The sequence below is a fragment of the Mesorhizobium sp. ESP-6-4 genome (assembly GCF_020164735.1).
In the GTDB taxonomy this organism is placed as follows: domain Bacteria; phylum Pseudomonadota; class Alphaproteobacteria; order Rhizobiales; family Rhizobiaceae; genus Mesorhizobium.
Genome location: NZ_JAIUGS010000002.1, coordinates 586010 through 606690, shown reverse-complemented (window position 1 = coordinate 606690; position 20681 = coordinate 586010). Strand labels below are relative to the sequence as shown.

At 62.6% G+C, this 20681-nt stretch carries 17 protein-coding genes and 1 pseudogene; 13 read left to right on the top strand and 5 right to left on the bottom strand.

The window, feature by feature from the left end; translation table 11 throughout:
• Position 1 precedes the first annotated feature (1 nt).
• The 3 genes from LB523_RS06700 to LB523_RS06690 form a co-directional block, all read right to left on the bottom strand.
• Positions 2-247: a DUF4170 domain-containing protein gene (locus LB523_RS06700; RefSeq protein ID WP_041002569.1), complete on the bottom strand. Its 246-nt coding sequence runs from the start codon at positions 245-247 to the stop codon at positions 2-4.
• Positions 248-322: 75 nt separating this feature from the next.
• Complete coding sequence (locus LB523_RS06695; protein WP_224601662.1) at positions 323-1132, bottom strand: 3'(2'),5'-bisphosphate nucleotidase CysQ; 810 nt, start codon at positions 1130-1132, stop codon at positions 323-325.
• Positions 1119-2465, bottom strand: coding sequence for a TldD/PmbA family protein (locus LB523_RS06690; protein ID WP_095767823.1), 1347 nt, complete (start codon positions 2463-2465; stop codon positions 1119-1121). The genes LB523_RS06695 and LB523_RS06690 overlap by 14 nt, the downstream gene beginning before the upstream one ends.
• A 63-nt stretch (positions 2466-2528) precedes the next feature.
• Between LB523_RS06690 and LB523_RS06685 the strand changes: the two genes are divergently transcribed.
• Together LB523_RS06685 and LB523_RS06680 are read left to right on the top strand one after the other, a co-directional pair.
• Positions 2529-4568, top strand: coding sequence for a glycosyltransferase (locus LB523_RS06685; protein ID WP_224601808.1), 2040 nt, complete (start codon positions 2529-2531; stop codon positions 4566-4568).
• Positions 4568-5674, top strand: coding sequence for a glycosyltransferase family 2 protein (locus LB523_RS06680; RefSeq protein WP_224601659.1), 1107 nt, complete (start codon positions 4568-4570; stop codon positions 5672-5674). The genes LB523_RS06685 and LB523_RS06680 overlap by 1 nt, the downstream gene beginning before the upstream one ends.
• Before the next feature lie 2 nt (positions 5675-5676).
• Here the strand turns inward: LB523_RS06680 and epmA are convergent, their stop codons facing one another.
• Complete coding sequence (epmA, locus tag LB523_RS06675) at positions 5677-6717, bottom strand: EF-P lysine aminoacylase EpmA (RefSeq protein WP_224601657.1); 1041 nt, start codon at positions 6715-6717, stop codon at positions 5677-5679.
• Positions 6718-6846: 129 nt separating this feature from the next.
• Between epmA and efp the strand changes: the two genes are divergently transcribed.
• From efp to LB523_RS06635, 8 genes and pseudogenes are all read left to right on the top strand, one after another.
• Positions 6847-7416 (top strand): elongation factor P, encoded by a 570-nt coding sequence (gene efp / locus LB523_RS06670; protein ID WP_140840929.1) that lies wholly within the window; start codon positions 6847-6849, stop codon positions 7414-7416.
• A 410-nt stretch (positions 7417-7826) separates the two neighbouring features.
• On the top strand, positions 7827-9530 hold the full coding sequence (locus tag LB523_RS06665) for a type I secretion system permease/ATPase (RefSeq protein ID WP_224601655.1): 1704 nt from the start codon (positions 7827-7829) through the stop codon (positions 9528-9530).
• 26 nt (positions 9531-9556) lie between these two features.
• The gene (locus tag LB523_RS06660; RefSeq protein ID WP_224601806.1) at positions 9557-10888 is read left to right on the top strand and encodes an HlyD family type I secretion periplasmic adaptor subunit; all 1332 of its coding nucleotides are present in this window, start codon (positions 9557-9559) and stop codon (positions 10886-10888) included.
• A gap of 106 nt (positions 10889-10994) precedes the next feature.
• Complete coding sequence (locus tag LB523_RS06655) at positions 10995-12260, top strand: calcium-binding protein (RefSeq protein WP_224601654.1); 1266 nt, start codon at positions 10995-10997, stop codon at positions 12258-12260.
• Between the two features lie 447 nt (positions 12261-12707).
• Positions 12708-13916 (top strand): calcium-binding protein, encoded by a 1209-nt coding sequence (locus tag LB523_RS06650; RefSeq protein ID WP_224601651.1) that lies wholly within the window; start codon positions 12708-12710, stop codon positions 13914-13916.
• A 376-nt stretch (positions 13917-14292) separates the two neighbouring features.
• Positions 14293-15747 carry a winged helix-turn-helix domain-containing protein gene (locus tag LB523_RS06645; RefSeq protein ID WP_224601649.1) on the top strand — a complete coding sequence of 485 codons (1455 nt, stop codon included), beginning with the start codon at positions 14293-14295 and terminating at the stop codon, positions 15745-15747.
• Between the two features lie 226 nt (positions 15748-15973).
• The gene (locus LB523_RS06640) at positions 15974-16357 is read left to right on the top strand and encodes a VOC family protein (RefSeq protein WP_224601646.1); all 384 of its coding nucleotides are present in this window, start codon (positions 15974-15976) and stop codon (positions 16355-16357) included.
• An 18-nt stretch (positions 16358-16375) separates the two neighbouring features.
• Positions 16376-16551 (top strand): annotated as a pseudogene (locus tag LB523_RS06635) (DUF899 domain-containing protein); the annotation flags it as partial.
• 169 nt (positions 16552-16720) lie between these two features.
• Here the strand turns inward: LB523_RS06635 and LB523_RS06630 are convergent.
• Positions 16721-17386 (bottom strand): ArsR/SmtB family transcription factor, encoded by a 666-nt coding sequence (locus LB523_RS06630; protein WP_224601644.1) that lies wholly within the window; start codon positions 17384-17386, stop codon positions 16721-16723.
• 107 nt (positions 17387-17493) lie between these two features.
• Here LB523_RS06630 and LB523_RS06625 point away from each other — a divergent pair, with 107 nt between their 5' ends.
• The 3 genes from LB523_RS06625 to LB523_RS06615 all read left to right on the top strand — a co-directional run bounded on the left by LB523_RS06625 (position 17494) and on the right by LB523_RS06615 (position 20679).
• Positions 17494-18225: an MBL fold metallo-hydrolase gene (locus tag LB523_RS06625; RefSeq protein ID WP_224601642.1), complete on the top strand. Its 732-nt coding sequence runs from the start codon at positions 17494-17496 to the stop codon at positions 18223-18225.
• Positions 18222-19484: an MFS transporter gene (locus LB523_RS06620; RefSeq protein ID WP_224601640.1), complete on the top strand. Its 1263-nt coding sequence runs from the start codon at positions 18222-18224 to the stop codon at positions 19482-19484. The genes LB523_RS06625 and LB523_RS06620 overlap by 4 nt, the downstream gene beginning before the upstream one ends.
• Positions 19485-19590: 106 nt before the next feature.
• Positions 19591-20679 (top strand): acyltransferase family protein, encoded by a 1089-nt coding sequence (locus LB523_RS06615; protein WP_224601638.1) that lies wholly within the window; start codon positions 19591-19593, stop codon positions 20677-20679.
• Positions 20680-20681 lie beyond the last annotated feature (2 nt).

Sequence of the window (20681 nt, the reverse complement as noted above, 5' to 3'; positions counted from 1 at the left end):
GTCAACCGCCGACCTTCGATTCTGGATCGAGCAAGCGGTGCAGATGAACAACGAAATAGCGCATATGAGCATTGTCGACACTTGCCTGCGCCTTCGCCTTCCAGGCGGCGTGCGCCGATTGATAGTCGGGATAGATGCCGACAATGTCGAGCGCGTCCAGGTCGCGAAACTCGGTTCCACCCAGCTTTTTCAGCTCGCCACCGAACACCAGGTGCAAAAGCTGCTTCTTTCCGTCTTCCACGGCCATGCCGATCCTTCGCAGATTCATGAATTTTGTGAAACGTTTAGCCCAAAGCAGCCGATTTTGGAACTGCGGGCCGACTCACCCTTGGTCAATCCCCGCGATCACCCTGGCGAGCACGCCGAGCAGCTCGCCGCTGCCTGCGGCGAGCGCACCATGGTTGATCACCTCGCCGGCATAGCGCGGCGGCTTGCCGGTGCGGTCGAGCAATGCTCCGCCCGCCTCGGCAAGGATGAGGTCTGCGGCGGCGATGTCCCAGTCATGCGCGCTCGGCTTGACGAAGGTCGCATCGAGCTTTCCGGCGGCGATCATCGCCAGCCGATAGGCAAGCGAAGGGATGTAGGCCGTCCGCCGCAGCCTGTCCTGCCATGCCGGCGGCATCAAGTCGACCAGCGGCTTGGGTCCGCCGATATCAACGCTTTCGCCCAGCGGGCGCACATAGATACGCTTGTCGTTGAGATAGGCGCCCTCGCCCGGCAGCGCCCAATAGGTCTCGCGTTTGGCCGGGCATTCGAGCACGCCGGCGAGCGAGCGCCCGTTCTCGACCACGGCGACGCTAACGCACCAGGAATGCAGGCCGTCGAGAAAGCCGCGCGTGCCGTCGATCGGGTCGACCACGAAGGTGCGGCGGGCCGACAGCCTGGCATGGTCATCGGCGGTCTCCTCTGACAGCCAGCCATAATCCGGACGCAGCCGTAGCAAGGTCTCGCGCAGGTAGGTATCGGCGGCGTGATCGGCCTCGCTCACCGGCGAGGTGCCGCCCTTCATCCAGACCTGCGGGTTCTTGCCGAAATAGCCCATGGCGATGGCGCCGGCCTCGCGGGCGGCATCGCGCAGCAAAGCGAGGTCGTCGCGGGCCTCGCTCGCGGTCAATTGGTCAAGCGCCGGCAAGGGTCATCCCTTCGATCAGGAGCGTCGGCGCCGCGGTGCCGAAATTGCGGTCGAGATCGTTCGCCGGAACCATGTTGAGGAACATGGCCTTCAGGTTCGAGGCGATCGTCACCTCGGCGACCGGATAGGCCAATGCGCCGTTCTCGATCCAGTAGCCGGAAGCGCCGCGGCTGTATTCGCCGGTCACCATGTCGACGCCCTGGCCGAATACCTCGGTGACATAGAAGCCGCTCTTCAACGACGCGATCAGATCTTCCGGCGAGCGCTCGCCGGGCTCGATGGCAAGGTTGGTCGAGGACGGCGAAACCGACGAGCCGCTGCGCGAGCCGCGCCCGTTGGTGACAAGGCCGAGCTCGCGCGCGGCCGAGGTGGACAGGAACCAGTGATTCAAGATGCCCTTCTCGACCATCAGCAGCTTCTCGCCCTCGATGCCCTCGCCATCGAAGGGGCGCGAGGCCTGGCCGCGCCGCCGCAAAGGCTCGTCGGTGACGGTGATCGCGGCCGACGCCACCTGCTTACCCATCATGTCGCGCAGGAAGCTGGTCTTGCGGGCGACCGCGGCGCCGTTGATGGCGCCGGCGAGATGGCCGGCAATGCCGCGCGCGACGCGCGGATCGAACACTACGTCGACCGGGCCGGTCTTCGCCTTGCGGGCGCCGAGGCGGCGAACGGTACGTTCGCCCGCCTTGCGGCCGATCTCTTCCGGCGTGTCGAGGTCGGCGAAATGCTGGCGCGACGAGAATTCGTAGTCGCGTTCCATCGCGGTTCCCTCACCCGCAATGACGCTGGTCGAGCGCGAGAAGCGCGAGGCGACATACTGACCGACAAAGCCATGCGAGGTGGCGAGAACCATACCACCCAGGCCGGCACCGGCGCTGCTGCCCGAGGAATTGGTGACGCCCTTGACGGCCAACGCGGCCGCTTCGGCGGCAAGTGCAGCTTCCTTCAGCTCGTCTGCCGATACCTCTGTCGGGTCAAAGAGGTCGAGATCGCGCAAATTGCGGGCAAGCAGCGCGGGGTCGGCGAGGCCCTGGAACGGGTCTTCGGGCGAAACCCTGGCCATCGCCACGGCACGCTCGGCGAGCGCCTTCGGGTCGGATGCGGCGGCGGTGGCCGAGACGCTCGCCACACGCTGGCCGACGAAGACGCGCAGCGACACGTCCTCGCTCTCCGATGATTCGGTGCCTTCGACCTTGCCCAGCCGAACCGACACGCCGGCCGAACGGCCGCGCACCGCCACCGCGTCGGCCGCATCGGCGCCGGCGCGCCTGGCGGCCTCGACGAGCGCCGCGACGCGATCGGTCAATTTCGCTGCGTCGAGCTTATCGGTCATGCGGTTGTTCCTGTCTGTTCACGCGGTCTGTCAGGTCGGGATCACGCCCGCGCCCATCCATTGATGCTCACACACCGTCTGCGGATGCTCACGCACCATCTGCTGGATGCTCACGCACCATCTATTGTTCCATTGCCGCTTGTGCAATGGGCTCAGGACAATCAGGATACCGCGGCCAAACCGTCCAAAGCGACCCGGAAGGGGTTCCGATCGCTGGAACAGTGTCTCGTTCTGACGAAATGGGCTTTGCCGCGCGCGCTTCAGCGCCGGGCTAATGGGGGAAGGATGGATTATTTTGTCGACGGAGAGTTTACCCATGACTGGACCTCCCATCACCTGAAGCTTTGGGAGGAGCTTCTCGGCGACAAGGCCGGCACGGCGACGGCTGTGCTCGAAATCGGCTCGTTCGAGGGGCGTTCCGCGCTGTTTTTCCTGCAATTCCTGCCAAAATCCCGCATTACCTGCGTGGATAGCTTCCAGGGCAGCGAAGAGCATCTCGAGCCTGGCTCGAAGCATGAATCTGATATGGCCGAGGTCGAACGACGCTTCGACCGCAACCTCAAGCCCTTCGCCGGCCGGGTCGAGAAACGCAAAGGCCATTCGTTGACGATCCTGCCAGGCCTTGCCGGCGAAGGACGGCTGTATGACGTGGTCTATGTCGATGGCGACCATTCCGCCACCTCCGTTTACAGCGATGCCCGACTGGCCTGGGACTTGCTCGACAATGACGGTGTCATGATCCTGGACGATTACCGGTGGAGGCCGGATCTGCCGACGGCCAGGCGTCCGCAGGCAGGGATAGAAGCCTTCCTGAGCCAGGTCGCCGGGGAATACGAGCTGTTGCACCGGGGCCAGCAGATCGTCATTCGCAAGAGCGAGATCGTCGCGGCCAAGTCATTCACGATCGCCGGCCGCGACATTGACGAGCTCGCCGGCGGCGCGCTGTCGCCGCCGCTGGTCAGCTTCGTCGTCATCAACTGGAATTACGGCAGCTATGTCGGCGCGACGATCGATTCCATACGCAGACAGGACTATCCGCATTTCGAGTGCATCGTCATCAACAACGGCTCGACCGATGACAGCGCGCAGGTGATTGCCCGGCATGTCGAAGGCGATCCACGTTTCCGGGTCGAGACGCTGGCGCAGAACCACGGCCAGCTCGGCGCCGCGCTGTGGGCTCTGGACAAGGTGAACGGCGGATTCGTCACCTTCGTGGACGCGGACGACGTGCTGTTCGACAACTACGCTTCAACGCACATCCAGGTGCATATGGCATTGCCACGCAGCGTCGGCTTCACTTCGGCCAACGTCGCAGAGATGGACTCGACAGGCACAGCCCTGACGGCCTCGTACCAGCAACTCCGGCTGAACAGACCGGGCGCGCAGCGGGGCCTGCGAGGTGAGCGGACCGTGCTGCGGCTGCCGACCGTCTCCCCGTCGCAATACCGGCTTCTCGACGCCAGCACGGCGACCATACCGCGTGCGCACGTCGGCTGGTTCTGGGCGCCGGGCAGCGCCAACATGTTCCGCACCTCGGTCCTGCATCTGCTGCGGTTGGACGATGGCAGCAAACCCTGGATGACGTCGGCCGACGGCTATTTCAATACAATATGCCATGCGGTTGCCGGCAGCGCGTTGATCGACATGCCCTTGTCCGGCTATCGCCTGCATTCAAGCAATTATTTCGCCACCGGCGAAAGCGTGGAGGGCATTCGCACCGGGACCAGGGAATACGCGGCCAAATTGCGGAAATTCACATATGAAAGCGTCAAGTATCTGATCGAAGGAAGCGAAAGGTTTGACTGGCTTTTAGGAGGCGAGTTCTGGCCGGTCGTGGACCGGGTCACGCGAGAAAACCCCGACAGGTTGCGCGACTATTTCAGCGACGAGATCGCGGTCGAGATATTCAAGCGCAACGCGCCGCAATTGAGGTCTGTTTTCGGTGCCAGGAGGTTCGGCAGAGAGGTGCTGGCCCGGTTTTCCGGAGCCCAGGCAAGATCCATCCTCAGAGCCGGTTTCGGAGGCCGAATTCCAATGCGCGTCCTCTCGAAGTCGCTGTTGCGCGATGTCCGCATCTCTCTGAGGATCGGACGGAAGCGATAATGACCGCGCCGAAGATCAGCTTCGTCATCATCAACCACAATTACGGCCAGTATGTCGGCCAGGCGATATCGAGCGTTCTGTCGCAGGATTACGCCGAGCTCGAATGCATTGTCCTCGACAACGCCTCGACCGACGACAGCCGCGATATCATCGCTCGGTTCGAGAATACCGACCCCAGGCTGGCGTTCGAATATCTGGATGACAACCTGCACCAGATGGGCGCGTTCCTTCACGTTCTGGATCGCCTGGCGGGCGAATTGGTCTGTATCGTTGACGCCGACGATTTCCTGTTCGCGAACTTCGCGGCCTTTCACGCCCAGCTTCATTGCGATTGCCCGACGATCGGCGCCACGTCGGGCGGCGTTCTTGAAACCGATCATGCCGGGCGGCCGCTGTCTTCTGGTTTCGCATGGTTGCTGCACCGCAGAGTGGGCAGCCCCCTTGATCCCGACCGTTCACACTCAGATCACATGATTCTGGGACGACGGGAGCGCGAGCTGCTCGGGCAACAGTCCACGGTGATAGAGCCTCACGAAGCCGGCTGGCACTGGTCGCCTGGTACGGCGAACGTGTACAAGCGGCATTATCTCGTCCGATGCAAGCCATCCCTGGCTGTGGTCGGCAATGCCGCGACCGACAATTATTTCATGCCGTTCGTGCATGCCTTGGCTGGTTCGGCCTGCATAGACCTTCCGCTTTCGGCCTACCGAATTCACGGAGGCAACGTGCATGGCGCGCAGCCCTCCTTGCCGAACTTGAGGACATTCAGCAAAGCCGCCCATCAGCGTTCGCGCGTGCGGCGAAGTGCTATGGTGCGCGAACTGGCCTCACATGCCCGGGATTTTGTGTCGACACACGGACATGCTTTCTGGACCCTGATGGATGCTCCCAGCGTGCCGGACGGGATTTCGTTGAAGGCATATTTCAACGACCCTGCAATTCAGGATATTTTGGCTGATCACTTCGACGAGATCCTGGCGGCATGCGGAGAGGCCGAGACGCGCGAGGCGTTACGCGCTCGCATGGGGCGCAAAGGCTATAAGCAATTCCTGGCCTTGCAGGGTCAGAGAAAATCCCGACCTGACTCGAGGGCCGACGGCGGCTAAAATCACGCCACCGGCGCCCAGATCACGTCGTCGACCTTTGCGGCCCCTGTTGCCAGCATCACCAGCCGGTCGAAGCCGAGGGCCGAGCCGCTGGCTTGCGGCATGATGGCCAAAGCGGCAAGAAAATCCTCGTCCAACGGATAGCGCTCGCCATAGACGCGCTCTTTCTCATCCATCTCGGCGGCGAAGCGGCGGCGCTGTTCGGCCGCATCGGTCAGCTCGCCGAAGGCGTTGGCAAGCTCGACGCCGCAGCAATAGAGCTCGAAGCGCTCGGCGACGCGCGGATCTTCAGCGCTCGGCCGGGCGAGCGCCGCTTCCGAAATCGGATAGCCGTATAAGATGGTGGCCCGCCCCTGCCCCAGCACCGGCTCGACTTTTTCGACCATCACCCGGCTGAACAGGTCGGCCCAGTTGTCGTCGGGCGCAGTGCGCAGGCCGGCGCGGACCAGTGCCTCGTGAAGGGCGTCGCGGTCGGTGCTGCCGTCGGCCGATACGGTCGCGAGCAGGTCGATCCCGGCATGGCGCAGGAAAGCCTCCGCCACGCTCAGCCGCTCCGGCTCAGCGAACGGATCGGCCTCGCGGCCGCGAAAACGGAAACTCTTGGCGCCGGCTTTTTCCGCGGCGAGCGCCAGGAATTCGGCGCAGTCGGCCATCAGACGCTCAACTGCATCGCCGACGCGGTACCATTCGAGCATGGTGAACTCGGGGTGATGCAGCGGCCCGCGCTCGCGGTTGCGCCAGACCGGGCCGAGGCTGAAGATGCGTTCCTCGCCGGCGGCGAGCAGCTTCTTGCAGGCGAATTCCGGCGAGGTGTGGAGATAGAGCTGCCGGCGCGATGCGTCGGGCCCGATCGCCTCGGTGGCGAAGGCGGCGAGATGCGCCTCGTTGCCCGGCGAAACCTGCAGGGCCGACGTCGTCACCTCGATGAAATCGCGCTGCGCGAACCAGCCGCGCAGGGCGGCGGCGATGGCATTGCGCGCCATCAGCCGGGGCCGGCGGTCGGCATGAATATGCGGCGTCCACCAGGGCGAAGCGGCGGTCATGGGCAGGAAAATCGCCCGACAGGCTGGCGGTTCGGCGCAAGATGCGCTAGGGCGCACGCGATGGCCGCCGTCGCCGCTTCGCGGAAATCGACGCTTGCAGGCCGAAAAACTCGAACGGGATCGAATATCGTGGTCAAGGTCATCGCCAGTTCCTTACGCAAAGGCAACGTCGTCGATAAGGACGGCAAGCTGTATGTCATCCTCTTTGCCGAAAACATCCACCCTGGCAAGGGCACGCCGGTGACCCAGCTCGACATGCGCCGCATCGGCGACGGCGTGAAGATCTCGGAGCGCTACCGTACGACCGAAATGGTCGAGCGCGCCTACGTCGAGGAGCGCGAGCACACCTTCCTCTATTCCGATGGCGAAGGTTTTCACTTCATGAACCCGGAAAGCTACGACCAGGTCGTGGCCTCGGAAGCCGTGGTCGGCGACATGGCGCCCTATCTGCAGGAAGGCATGGCCGTGCAGCTCGCGCAGTTCAACGGCGTGCCGATCTCGCTGGTGCTGCCGCAGCGCGCCACCTTCGAGGTGGTCGACACCGAGCCGGTGACCAAGGGCCAGACGGCGTCTTCGTCCTATAAGCCGGCGATACTCTCCAACGGCGTGCGCACAGCCGTGCCGCCACATATCTCGGCCGGCACGCGCGTGGTGGTGATGACCGCCGACGGTTCTTACGTCGAGCGCGCCAAGGACTGAGATTTTAGCCGATTGAAGTGGCTCGCCTGAGCACAGGCGGGCCTGCAATTACACATAGTTGGCTTTTTTGAACCGTATCCGCCAGTTTCGCCTGCTGACGATCGCTTTACGCCTCACTTCAGCCGCGCGAACCACGAATGCCGACACCCGAAAGCTGAAATAGTGTTGGCACCAAAGGCCCGCGCCGCCGCATGTGCATCTGCTGATTGCCCAAATACCCAGCGCACGCGGCGTTTTATCAAAGGCAGTTACACGAACGTTTAGCGAAAGGCGAGGCACGCTTGTATCGCCGCATCATTCCTTTGATGGATTTCAGAGGCCAAAAAGCAAGATAGCGTGCGGCGCGCGGAACGGGCGCGGTCGCCGTCATGCAAATAAGCAACAAACAGGCTCCTGCTTTGCAGGCAGTGATGAAAGAGGCCAAACGCGCCATAACGCCGCTTATCTGGTTCAGCGGCGGCATCAATATACTGATGCTCACCGGCTCGTTCTACATGCTTCAAGTCTACCACCGGGTTCTGTCCAGCCACAGCGTGGAAACTTTAGCAGCGTTGTCGTTGATCGCCTGCGCGGCGATCCTGACAATGGCAGGGCTCGAAATGGTACGCGCCCGCCTGCTGTCAACCGTAGGCGCCTGGATGAACTCGAGGCTGGCCCCAGTCCTGTTGACCGCGTCAGTAGAGCATTCGGCCGCCGCGCCGGGTCAAGGCAGCACGCGGTCTCTGCGCGATCTCGACCAAGTGCGGAATTTCTTCACCAGCCCGAGCATCTACCCAATCCTCGACGCACCGTGGGCGCCAATCTTCTTCATCGCCATCTTCTTCATGCATCCGTGGCTCGGCTGGTTGGCGCTGGCCGGCGGGTGCGTGTTGTTTGCGCTGGCATTGCTCAACGAACTCACCACCCGCAAACCGCTGACAGAGGCCGGCAACGCGCAGGCACGGGCTTTCACCCAAGCCGAGTCGGCAGTCCGCAACGCCGAGGTCGTCCAGGCCATGGGCATGCTGCGGCCGTTGCTCGACAGTTGGCAAGAGCAGCAGGATGAAGCGAGCGCCGGACAAGTCGCCGCCGGTAACCGCGCCAGCGCCATCGCGTCTGTCGCACGTTTCTGGCGGATGGCCTTGCAAATGGCGGTGCTCGGCCTCGGCTCTTACCTGGTGCTGCAAAACGAGGCCTCTCCCGGCATCATGATCTCATCCTCAATCTTGATGGGTCGCGCGCTGGCCCCCGTGGAGCAAGCGATCAGCACCTGGAAGGCGACGCTCGGGGCACGCGCCGCTTACAAGCGTCTTACCGCGTTTGTCGGCCAACGCCCTGAGGCCAAAGCAGTGTGGTCTTTGCCACGCCCACAAGGAAAGGTCGAGGCAGAGAGTATTGTCCTCGCCCGGCAGGGTGGCGGCGAGCCTGTCTTGAAAGGCGTGAGTTTCCAACTCAAGCCCGGTGAAGTGATGGCGCTCATCGGCCCGAGCGCATCCGGCAAGACAAGCCTGGCCCGCGTTCTCGCCGGCGCTTGGCGCCCATCGGCCGGTCGCGCTTTGCTCGACGGCATGGACGTCGCCGAGTGGCCCGCCGAGGACCGTGGTCGGCACGTCGGGTATTTGCCGCAGGACATCGAGTTGTTCGCCGGCACGATCACCGAGAACATCGCCCGCTTCGCGAAGCTCAGTCCCGCGGTCTTCAACAGCGTGATCAAGGCCGCGCAACTGGCGGGCGTTCACGAGTTGATCAAGGGCTTGCCGAAAGGCTACGAAACTCAAGTAGGGGATTCAGGCGCATCGCTGTCAGGCGGACAGCGCCAACGAATCGGGCTGGCGCGGGCACTCTACGGCGATCCGACACTCATCATCCTGGACGAGCCGAATTCCAACCTCGATCGCGAGGGCGAAGACGCCCTGATGGCCGTGATCGGCGCGGTCAAGGCGACGGGCACTACGATGATCCTAATCGCACACCGCCCAAGCATCATGGAGAAAGTCGACAAGGTGCTGGTGCTCAATCAGGGCAGACAAGAATTATTCGGGGCGCGTGACGCGGTCTTCAATGAACTCGCCGCCCGCGCCAGGAGAGTGGCCCAGCTGCCCAACACCAATCACGTCACGGCGGTCACGTCATGACCCGCGCAAACACAGCAGACGACGATATGAACATAGTCGCTCTCCCCCAGCCACTGCCACCCCCGCCGACGTTGCAACCGCTCCGTCTCAGAGCCGTCACGAACGCCGGTTTCTCAATCATGTTCCTGTTCTTCGGCGTGGCCGGCGGCTGGGCGGCCCTGGCACCGCTCGACAGCGCGGCGGTGACGACCGGAGTGGTCAAGGTCGACGGCGACCGCAAACTCATCCAGCACCTCGAGGGCGGCATTATCGCCGAACTGGACGCCGTCAACGGCGATGTCGTCAAGAAGGGCAAAGTGCTCATCCGTCTCGACAACACCCAAGCCAAGGCTCAACTGGACTCGATCCAAAACAAGATCGCCACACGCGAGGCACTCGTCGCCCGTCTCCGGGCCGAACGCGACGGCAAGGACACGATCGAGTTCGACCAGGCATTGCTCGACAACCCGGACCCTGCCGTCAAGGACGCGGTGGCCACCCAACGTGACGTCTTCAACGCGAAGCACCGCAACCTGAAGGACGAGAAGGCAATCCTCGACGAACGCCGCCAGCAGACCGCCGAGCAAATTACCGGACTGCAACAGCTTATCGCGACCGAGGACAAGCGGATCGCGGCATTCGCGAATGAGAACAAAGACCTCGAGACTTTGCTCAGCAAGGGGCTCACCACCCGCGAACGCAACCTGACGCTCACCCAGCAACAACGCCAGACCGAGGGAGAACGCGCCACGAATGTCGCATCGATCGCCCGCGCCCGCAGCTCTATCGCCGAGATCGACATGCAAATCCTCAACCTTACAACTCAACAGTTGAACGAGTCAGTTGACGAATTGAGCAAGGTCGAAGCGGAGCTGTTCGACTTCCGGCAGCAAGCGCGCGCGGCCGAGGATGTCCTCAAGCGCACCGACATCACCGCGCCCGTCGATGGAATCGTAATGGACGTGAAAGTTCACACGGCGGGCGGAGTGGTGAAACCCGGCGACACGCTGATGACGGTCGTGCCGCTCGGCGAGAAGCTGGTTGTCGAGACCATGGTCAAGCCCGAGGACGTCGAGACGGTCGCCCCTGGCCAGACGGCCTATGTCAGCTTCCCGGCCTTCGCCAAATACAACCTGCCGCAGCTCAGCGGAGTTGTGGAAACGGTGTCGGCCGATCGATTGGTGGATGAGCGCACGAACGCTGCTTACTTCTCCGCGACGGTGATCATCAACAAGAGCGAACTGGCCAAGCTTGACGGTCGCCGGCTTCTGCCGGGCATGACGAGCGAGGCCATGATCAAGACCGGTACCCGCACGGTCCTGGCTTATCTCGCCGAACCGCTCACGCAAAACATCCGTCGCTCTTTGCGCGAGAAATGACGTAAAATTGCGTAATCATCTGTGAATAACGTGCGTATCATTCTCACTATACCACACTATAGAGTTTATCGCACACAATTGTGTTCGCGATAGGGAGGTGAATACCATGACTAAGAAGCCAGACTTAGTATCAATTGGCCCGGATTTCTCGTCGTCGAGCGCCAGTGTCGACTTGAATCTGCACGCCAAAACAGTCCAACTCGAAGAGAACATCCCGCCGAGCGCGACAGTCACCAACGAGGCCGCTTATTTCGCCGGCGGCATCGCCTACACCACCGACTTCACCAACCCCACCGGGGATTATCTCCGTGTTTACACCGGCTCGGAATTCTCAGACCGAATGATCGGCGACGATCTCCTCAACCATCTTCTCGGCGGCGGCGGCAACGATTTCATGTACGGCGGCGGCGGTGACGATTGGATTGAAGGCGGTGACGGTAGCGATTCTATTGCCGGTGACGCCGGCGACGATTCCCTCTACGGCAACGCCGGCGACGACACCATCAAAGGTGGTGACGGTAACGACTTTATCAGAGCCGGTGACGGTAACGATATCATCAACGGCGGGGCCGGTGATGACGCCATCTATACCAGTGACGACAGCCAAGCCCACTACTCCCCCGGTGTCGACATAGTCAATGGCGGTGGCGGCAACGATTTTATCAGGGCCGGCCGTGACGGCGGCATATTCAATGGCGACGCTGGCAACGACACCATCACCGGCAGCGAGGGCCAGGACACTATCAACGGCGGGGCCGGCAACGACACCCTCTACGGCGACAACGGCGCTATGAATCACAACAGCACCGACACCATCCATGGCGGGGCCGGTGATGATTATATCGAAGGTGACGTCATGTTTCTCCCGTCCGGCAGAGCTAACTTCCTGTACGGTGACGGGGGCAACGACACCATCGTCGGGTTTATCGGTGACGACACCATCAACGGTGGGGCCGGCAACGACACCATCGAAGGGGGTAGGGCAAATTTCTCGATCAATTCCGGCAGCGACACCCTGACGGGCGGCGGGGGTAACGACACCTTCGTCTTCCACAGCCACACCTTCGTCGCCGGCCAACATGACGTCATCACCGACTTCAAACACGGTGACGATAAGTTCGACCTGAGGGACACTCACGACACCGCGTTCCTGCAAGGCCCCAACTTTAACTCGGCACAGTCGGCTATCGATTATCTCCACGCGCACAATCTCTCTGTCGAGAGTACAGTAGTAAAGGTCATCGACGGTTCTGCCGTCGACCTCGTCAGTTTTAGCGACGACGCCGGCACTCTCGACCTCAACGTGTCGGTAAGCGCATCGGCGGCGGCGCATATCACACAGGCGGACTTCCTCTTCGGCGCTCTGGTGTAACCTCCAGTGAGGGGCGGCGCACAAGTCGCCCCCCAACACCTGATAGTGAGATACACGTATGCGGACAGAGGTAGGGAGTGCGCGGTTTAGGGGGTGCCCGAAGCGGTATCAGAGCCGACCTGGCCGCCTCCATACACCTCGGCCTCGGGCGGCGATAATACAGACGGCTTCCAAATCTCCGACGGGCTCGGCGGCGTGGACAAAGTCTGCTGTCGGGTATGTCGAGCGAGGCCATGATCAAGACCGGCACCCGCACCGTGCTGGCATATCTTGCCGAACCGCTCACGCAAGATATCCGTCGCTCATTGCGCGAGAAATGAAATCTTCAACAGCTCCGTACGCATCCTTTTCACAACAAAGGAGACCCAGACCAAAGGCACATATTTCATATCCGCAGTGTAGCGCCACAACGCGCACAATCTTGTGCACAACAGGGAGATGAATACCATGACTAAAAAGCCAGTCTTAGTATCAGTCGGCCCGGATTTCTCGCAGTCGACGGCGAGTGTCGATCTGAATCTGCACACCCACACAGTCCAACTCGAAGAGAACATCCCGCCGAGCGCGACAGTCACCAACGAGGCCGCTTATTTCGCCGGCGGGACCGCATACACCACCGACTTCACATACACCGGCACCTGGTTCGGTTCGGCTTTCTCCGACCGAATGATCGGTGACGATCTCACCAACCTATTTTCCGGTGGCCCCGGCAACGATTTCCTCCACGGCGGCGCCAGTGCCGACGCCCTCAACGGCGATGACGGCAACGACTTTATCACCGGCGGGGCCGGGGATGATCTTCTCGACGGCGGTGCCGGCAACGACACGATCAATGGCGGCGCTGACAACGACACACTCCGAGGCGGGATCGACAGCGACGTGATTCACGGCGGCACCGGGAACGACACTATCTACGGCGGCAGCGGGATTCGCCCGAGCGACGGTCAGGATCATACTCCCGGCGACACGAACGACACACTCTACGGCGGTGCCGGTAACGACACGATCTTCGGCAACGCCGGGGACGACTATATCGAGGGCGGTGCCGGCAACGATACCCTCTACGGCGACGACACCGCCACCTCCCCCACCAGCGGTAACGACACTATCCACGGCGGTGCAGGCGATGACGTGGTAGAAGATAGTCGCGGTACCAACACCCTGTACGGCGATGCCGGGAATGACTTGATATTGGGTGGAGACCAGAACGACACCATCTATGGCGGCAGGGGCGCCGACATCATCCTCGGCGGCGCAGGCGCGGACTGGATGTCGGCGAACAATGGCATCACCACCGGGGACGGCGCCCGGGACACCTTCGTCTTCTTCTCGGGCGAATCATCGGCGACCGTGCAGGACACCATCCAGGGATTCAAGCATGGCGAGGATAAAATCGATCTGCATGAATCGCGGCACGTCGCTTTGATCCTTAACGACGCTCCCGGTACTAGCGGAACTTTCGCCTCCTCTCAGGCAGCTCTCGACTATCTTCACGCACACAACATATCCGCCGAAGGAGCAGTGGTGAAAGTCGACACCGGCAGCAGCGGGCTCATTGTCGGTTTCAGCGACGACGCCGGTACAATCGACCTCAACGTGGCGGTGGGCGAGACGGCGGCAGCTCACATTACCGAATCAGACTTCCTCTTCGCGTAGAAAGTTGCGCCTGTAAAACTTGCAGTGGAGTACGAGCGCCAATTTTCGGTTACTGAGGTCAGGCCTTTTGGAGCGCGGCGCTCCGGCGGGGCAGCTGCGTAATGCCGATAACAGAGAGCTTCCCGACGCCGATCGAGAAGGCTGGCTGGCTGGCTGCGCGACTATCCCGCCCTTGAACCGAATCCAAAGGCGGGCATCGGCAGCGCCCGGCGCCATGAGCAGAGTTGCGCCATAGCAAATTGATGACGCACTTTCCCGGAAAGTTCGCCGTTAGATTTGCGCGGCGCCGGAACTGTTCCGAAATTTCCGAAACGTCTACTATGCCTGCATGCACGGGACTCGCATCGCTTTTGGTCCGTTCGTACTCGACCCCGACATGGGGACGCTCCTTAGAGAGGAGATCCCGGTCGCTGTTGGGCATCGTGGACTGACGCTGCTTGCTGCGCTTGCGGCACGGCCTGGCGAGATCCTGACCAAGGCCGAACTGCTGGATGCTGCCTGGCCGGGAACCGCCGTCGAGGAAGGCAACCTTACCGTTCAAATCGCGACACTAAGAAAGGCTCTCGGTCCGGCTGATAATGGCGGTGAGTGGATCGCCACGGTGCCTCGCGTCGGCTACCGCTTCACCGGGACTGTCAAGCCGGTGGCGAGCGCGCCCTACAAACCGATACCGCCGTCCGGCAAGCCTTCGATCGCGGTGCTGCCTTTTGCCAATCTGGGCGGCGATCAGGACCAGCAGTATCTCAGCGACGGCATAACCGAGGACATAATCACGGAGCTGGCCAGGTTTCGCTCCCTCCTCGTCATCGCGCGCAATTCGTCTTTTCAATTTCGCCATTCGGCAATGGACATTGCCGAAGTGCATCGCAAACTCGGAGTTCGCTATCTCGTCGAAGGCAGCATAAGAAAACTCGGTGATCGCATTCGGATCACCACACAACTGATCGACGCCGCCACCGGCACCCATCTGTGGGCGCAACGCTACGATCGGGCCCTTAACGACATCTTCGCGCTACAAGACGAGGTTGCGGCGCTTATCGCCTCGATGGTCGAAGGGCAAGCGGAGGCGGAATCGGCGACCCGTACCAGACGCAAGCCACCCGCCGATTGGGATGCATACGACTACTACCTGCAGGGGCGCGCGCACTTTCACCGATATGAACTGGAAAAGTCCGAGCCCCTCTTCGTCCGGTCTGTCGATCTCGATCCAACATTCGCTCAAGCCCACGCCTTCCTCGCGCAGGCCCTCGTCGGCCGATTTTGGTACGACAATGATCCGCGGACGCTACAGAAAGCCTGGGACTCGGCACGGACGGCGCTCTCTCTCGACAGAAGCGATGGCGTCTGTCACCAGAGCATGGGGCTGGTGCTTACACACATGCGCCAGCATAGCGACGCCGGAGTGCATTTTGAGCGAGCGCGCTCGTTGAACCCGCTAGACGTGAATATAGCGGGGGATTACGCAAGCTGGCTCAACTACGGCGGACGGGCCGAGACGGCACTCGACGTGCTCGAAACCGCGCTCCTGCGCGAGCCGTTACCTCCGGTGTGGTTCTGGGAGGTGAAGGGCAGCTCTCTGTTCCTGCTTGGAAGGTACTCGGAAGCTGTCGCTTCGTATCGGAAGGCCGGTGACCAATTCTTCATCCATGCCTTCCTCGCAGCGTCATACGCACATTTGGGCGAGATGGAGAAGGCGCGCGCTGAAGTCGAGGAAGCACTGACCAGGAAACACGAGCTGACCGTCCGGCTGATTTCAGGTCTCCCGTTCACCGATCAAGTCGCCCTTGAGCTTTTCACGTCGGGCTTCAGAAAGGCCGGTTTTCCCGTGTGAACGTATCTACGATCCCAGCCTATCTCGATTTTGGTAAACACGCGGACGGTCCTGATGCCCCGCAGGACAGCAGGCCCGCCCGCAACCAAGCGAGCCACGGTCAGCACGGTTGCCCGCCGTCTGGATGTTAGGCTCTGACCCGAAGCGATAAGGCGATCGTGTCAGCGACGACAGCAACAAAGTGGTGACCTTGGCCCCAAAGCCCAGCTTGGCTAGACTTCGAAAGATGCTGGACGCCATTCACCACGTCGCGCTTATCTGCACCGACTACGATCGGTCACGACGGTTCTATGTCGAGCTTCTCGGCCTGGACCTGATCCGCGAGGTCTATCGGGAGGAGCGGCAGTCCTGGAAGGCCGACCTGCGGATCGGATCCGCCCAGCTGGAATTATTCTCCTTCCCGGCCCCAGCGCCGCGGCCGTCTTATCCAGAGGCGACAGGGCTGCGGCACTTGGCATTTGCTGTGGGGAACCTCGACCTCGTAGTTGCGCGCCTGAAGGCCGCCGGCGTTGCCGTAGAGCCAATCCGGATCGACCCATATACGGATCGGCGCTTCACCTTCTTCAGCGACCCGGATGGATTGCCGTTGGAACTCTACGAAGCGCAATAAAGTGCCGTTTATACGACAGTCTGGGTATCGCACGACGGAACCATTCGGCACTTCGGGGGGCGGAGCTGGGTTTCGAGTCAGCCGATCCGGGCAAAGACCCGACAACCGAGCCGGACCTGATGATGCTGTGGAACGTCCTGGACTTGACGCCGGAAGGTCGCGGGACCGACTGGTACCCGAAGGTCACCTCCTAAGCGGTCGAGATGGTTGGCCAGGAATCTGGCGTTGCGGAAAAGGGTGGAGACCTGCCAATCCGCTCACGGCTCCGCTTAAGGCATTCGCGATGTTGTCATCAAGCGTCTGCAACTGGCGCTCAGTGGCACGTCGACGCGCGAGCGTTCGGCGCTGTCCAACTGGCCACGATCAGGTAACCACTTCCACCGGCAGGCCGGCGGCTTTCCATTCCGGCATGCCGTCCTCCAGCCGGCGCGCCGAATGGCCGAGCGCGCGCAGCGCAGCGACCGCCTCGAAGGACATCACGCACCACGGGCCGCGGCAATAGGCGACGATTTCGCGGCCGACAGCGGCGTCGGCTGACCAGGCCCTGACTTTCCCCAGCGGGACATTGATGGCGCCCGGCACATGGCCGAGCGCGAACTCGTCTGCCGGGCGGACGTCGATCAGCGTCACTAGTCCGTCGCGCATCAGCCTCTCAAGCTCGTCGCGCGTGACCGGCCGCATGTCGTCGCGCGCGTCGAAATAGCCGCGCACGATGCGGTCGACCTCGGCGAGCTGCCGCTCGGCAACGCCGCGCACCGCGGCGAAGGCGGAAAGCACGCTGTCATCGGCGAGCGAATAGCGCACGAATTTTCCATCGCGCTCGGCCGAGACGATGCCGGCGCGGCGCAGCGCCTGCAGATGCTGAGAGATGTTGGCGACGGGCAGGCCGAGCTTCGCCGCGAGCGCCTCGACGCTGCGCGCGCCTTGCGCCAGATGCTCGATCATTTCCAGGCGCAGCGGATGCCCGAGCGCCTTGGCGACGATCGCGAACTGCTCGTACAACGCCTGTTTCGGATTGCGGATTGACATCGACCTTTCTGCCGTCATTCAATGGAATAATTGAATGACGGTTTCGACCATTGCTGTCAAGCGGAGCGGCTCCCCGGGGCGCAGCCGCTCGTTCGGAGGAAAAAGCGATGATTCTCAGGCAGTTCCTGCACAACGATCCGGTTGCCGCCTCCTATCTGTTCGGCTGCGGCGGCAAGGCTTCCGCGGCCGTGGTCGACCCGGTCGGCGACATCGCGCCCTATGTCGATGCGGCGCGCGCGACCGGCATGCGCATCCTCTATGTCGTCGACACGCATATCCATGCCGACCACATCTCGGCCGGACGCGCGCTGGCCGAGGCGACGGGCGCGGAATACGTGCTGTTCGAAGGGGCCGAAGCAGGCTTCCCGTTCCGGCGTGTCAAGGATGGCGAGGTGCTCGAGCTCGGCAATGTCACGGCGACGGTCTTGCATACACCGGGCCATACGCCGGAGCATCTGAGCCTTTTGGTCACCGACCGGACGCGGTCGGCCGAACCGTGGTTCGTGCTCACCGGACACACGCTGATGGTCGGCGATCTCGGTCGCACCGAGCTTGCTTCAAGCGCCGAGGACGGGGCGCGCGCGCTTTATGCCAGCGTGCGGCGGCTGAAGGAGCTGCCGGACCATATCGAGGTGCTGCCCGGCGCCTATTCGGGCTCGGTCTGCGGCCGCTCGCTGAGCGGTAAGCCGACATCGACCATCGGCTTCGAGCGACGCTTCAACAAGGCGTTCCGGATCGAGGATGAGGTTGAGTTCGTCGCAGCCATGACCGCCGACATCCCTCCCCCACCGCCGCAGGCCGCCCGGACCCGGGCCGTCAACGCCGGAGCGAAATCTTGAACATAGCGGCGTCTGCCGTCGCGCTCGGCCTCAAGGCCAACTGGAAGCAGTTTTCGCTCCTGGTGCTGATCAACGCCTTTGTCGGCGGCATGGTCGGCATCGAGCGGACCGTGGTGCCGCTGATCGGCGCGGAGGAGTTCGGCGTGGCGTCAACCACGCTGGTCGTCTCCTTCATCGTCAGCTTCGGCGTGGTCAAGGCCTGCGCCAACCTCGTCTCCGGCCAGCTTGCCGACAGATGGGGCCGCAAGCGCGTCCTGATCCTCGGCTGGCTGTTCGGCCTGCCGGTGCCCTTCATCATCATCTGGGCGCCGAGCTGGGGATGGATCGTCGCCGCCAACGCGCTGCTCGGCATCAACCAGGGCTTCGCCTGGTCGATGACCGTGATCATGAAGGTCGATCTGGTCGGACCGAAGTCGCGCGGGCTCGCCGTCGGCCTCAACGAGTTCGCCGGCTATCTCGCCGTCGGCGTCACGGCTTTCCTGACCGGCTATCTGGCGAGCCGTTACGGCTTTCGCCCCGTGCCGATCTATCTCGGTGCCGGCTATGCGATCCTGGGCGCGGCGCTGTCGATCCTGCTCGTGCGCGACACGCGCGAGCATCTGCGGCTGGAGCTGGCCAACCATCCAAGACAAGCTTCCCCGCTCGGCTTCCGCGAGATTTTCATGCTGACCTCGTTCGGGGATCGCAATCTGTTCGCCGCATCGCAGGCCGGCCTGGTGAACAATCTGAACGACGGCATGAGCTGGGGGCTGTTTCCGCTCTTCTTCGTTGCCAATGGGCTAGGCATCGAGCGCATCGGCATCCTCAAGGCGGTCTATCCGGCGGTGTGGGGCATCCTCCAGGTCGCGACCGGGCCGTTGAGCGACCGCTGGGGCCGCAAGGGCCTGATCGTCGCCGGCATGTGGGTGCAGGCTGCGGGGCTTCTCACCACCGCCATGACGCGCGAATTCGGCTGGTGGCTGCTGGCCAGCCTTTTGCTCGGCCTCGGCACGGCAATGGTCTATCCGTGCCTGATCGCGGCGGTTTCGGACGCATCGCACCCTTCCTGGCGGGCGCGCTCGCTCAGCGTCTATCGCTTCTGGCGCGACCTCGGCTATGCGATCGGGGCGCTGTCCGCCGGCCTGATCGCCGACTTCTTCGGCTTCGTTGCGGCGATCGCGGCCATTGCCGCATTGACCTTCCTGTCGGGCGCGATCGTCGCGGTAACGATGCGCGAGCCGCGTTCCGCCACCGTGGTTCCGACATCGGGCGATCGTTGAGACCGCCTCGAAACGAAGGCCGTGTTTACGTTAATGGAAGCTTGATGCTGCGCGGGATGTGCCTGTCCGCTACAATCTGAAGAGGTACATTTCCTCGAGACCGTTCATGAGCAACCCGAACCGCATGCCGTGGGTGGATACGGCAAAAGGTCTTTCCATCATTCTGGTGGTGATGATGTATGCCGCCTACAACACCGGCGAATACACCGGCGGCGTCGGCTTCCTGCATTATGTCATCGGCTTCGCGACGCCGTTCCGCATGCCGGAATTCTTCCTGATCTCGGGCCTGTTCCTGTCGCAGGTGATCGACCGGCCATGGCGGCGCTATATCGACCGCCGCGTCGTCCACTACCTCTATTTCTACGTGCTTTGGGCGATCATCTCGATCGGACTGAAGATCGGCATCTTCAGCCGCGACCCCGCCGGCATGCTGCATGATCTCACGATGGCCGCCGTCCAGCCATACGGCGTGTTGTGGTTCATCTACATGCTGGCGGTGTTCGGGATCGTCATCCGCATGCTGCGCGAACTTCGCGTGCCGCACTGGATCGTCATCTTGGCTGCCGCCGCGCTGCAGATGTGGGCGCCGAAGCCGGACAGCTACGCGCTCGAGCAGTTCGCGGCCTATTTCGTGTTCTTCTATCTCGGCTTCGTGCTCGCGCCGTTGATATTCCGGCTGGTGGAGTGGACGCAGGTACGGCCGGCGATCGCCGTTCTCGGCCTGCTCGCCTGGGCGATCGTCAACGGCCTGCTCGTCTATTCGCCGGGCTATGCGATGCAGCCGGTCGGCATGCAGATGGGATTGGCGGCATGGCCGCCGCTGCATCTGTCGCTTGCCGTCGCCGGCGCCGTGGCGCTCTGCGTTGCCGGCGGTTTCCTGTCGAAATTCGCTTCCATGGAATGGCTGCGCTGGCTCGGCGAGCATTCGCTGGTCGTCTATGTCGCCTTCACCATCCCGATGTCGATCTTCCGGGGCGTCATGCTGGCGAGCGGTCTCCTGACCGATACCGGCATGCTCAGCCTGGCGGTGCTGCTGGTCTCGGTCATAAGCCCGGTGGTGCTCTACTTCGTCGTCCAGCGCGTCGGCTTCGGCGCCTTCCTGTTCGAGCGGCCGGCCTGGGCGCATTTCGACAGGCCGACAGCCGCCAAGGCCTCCAGCAAGCCCATGACCCGGCCGGCGCGCGAGGCGGCCTGACC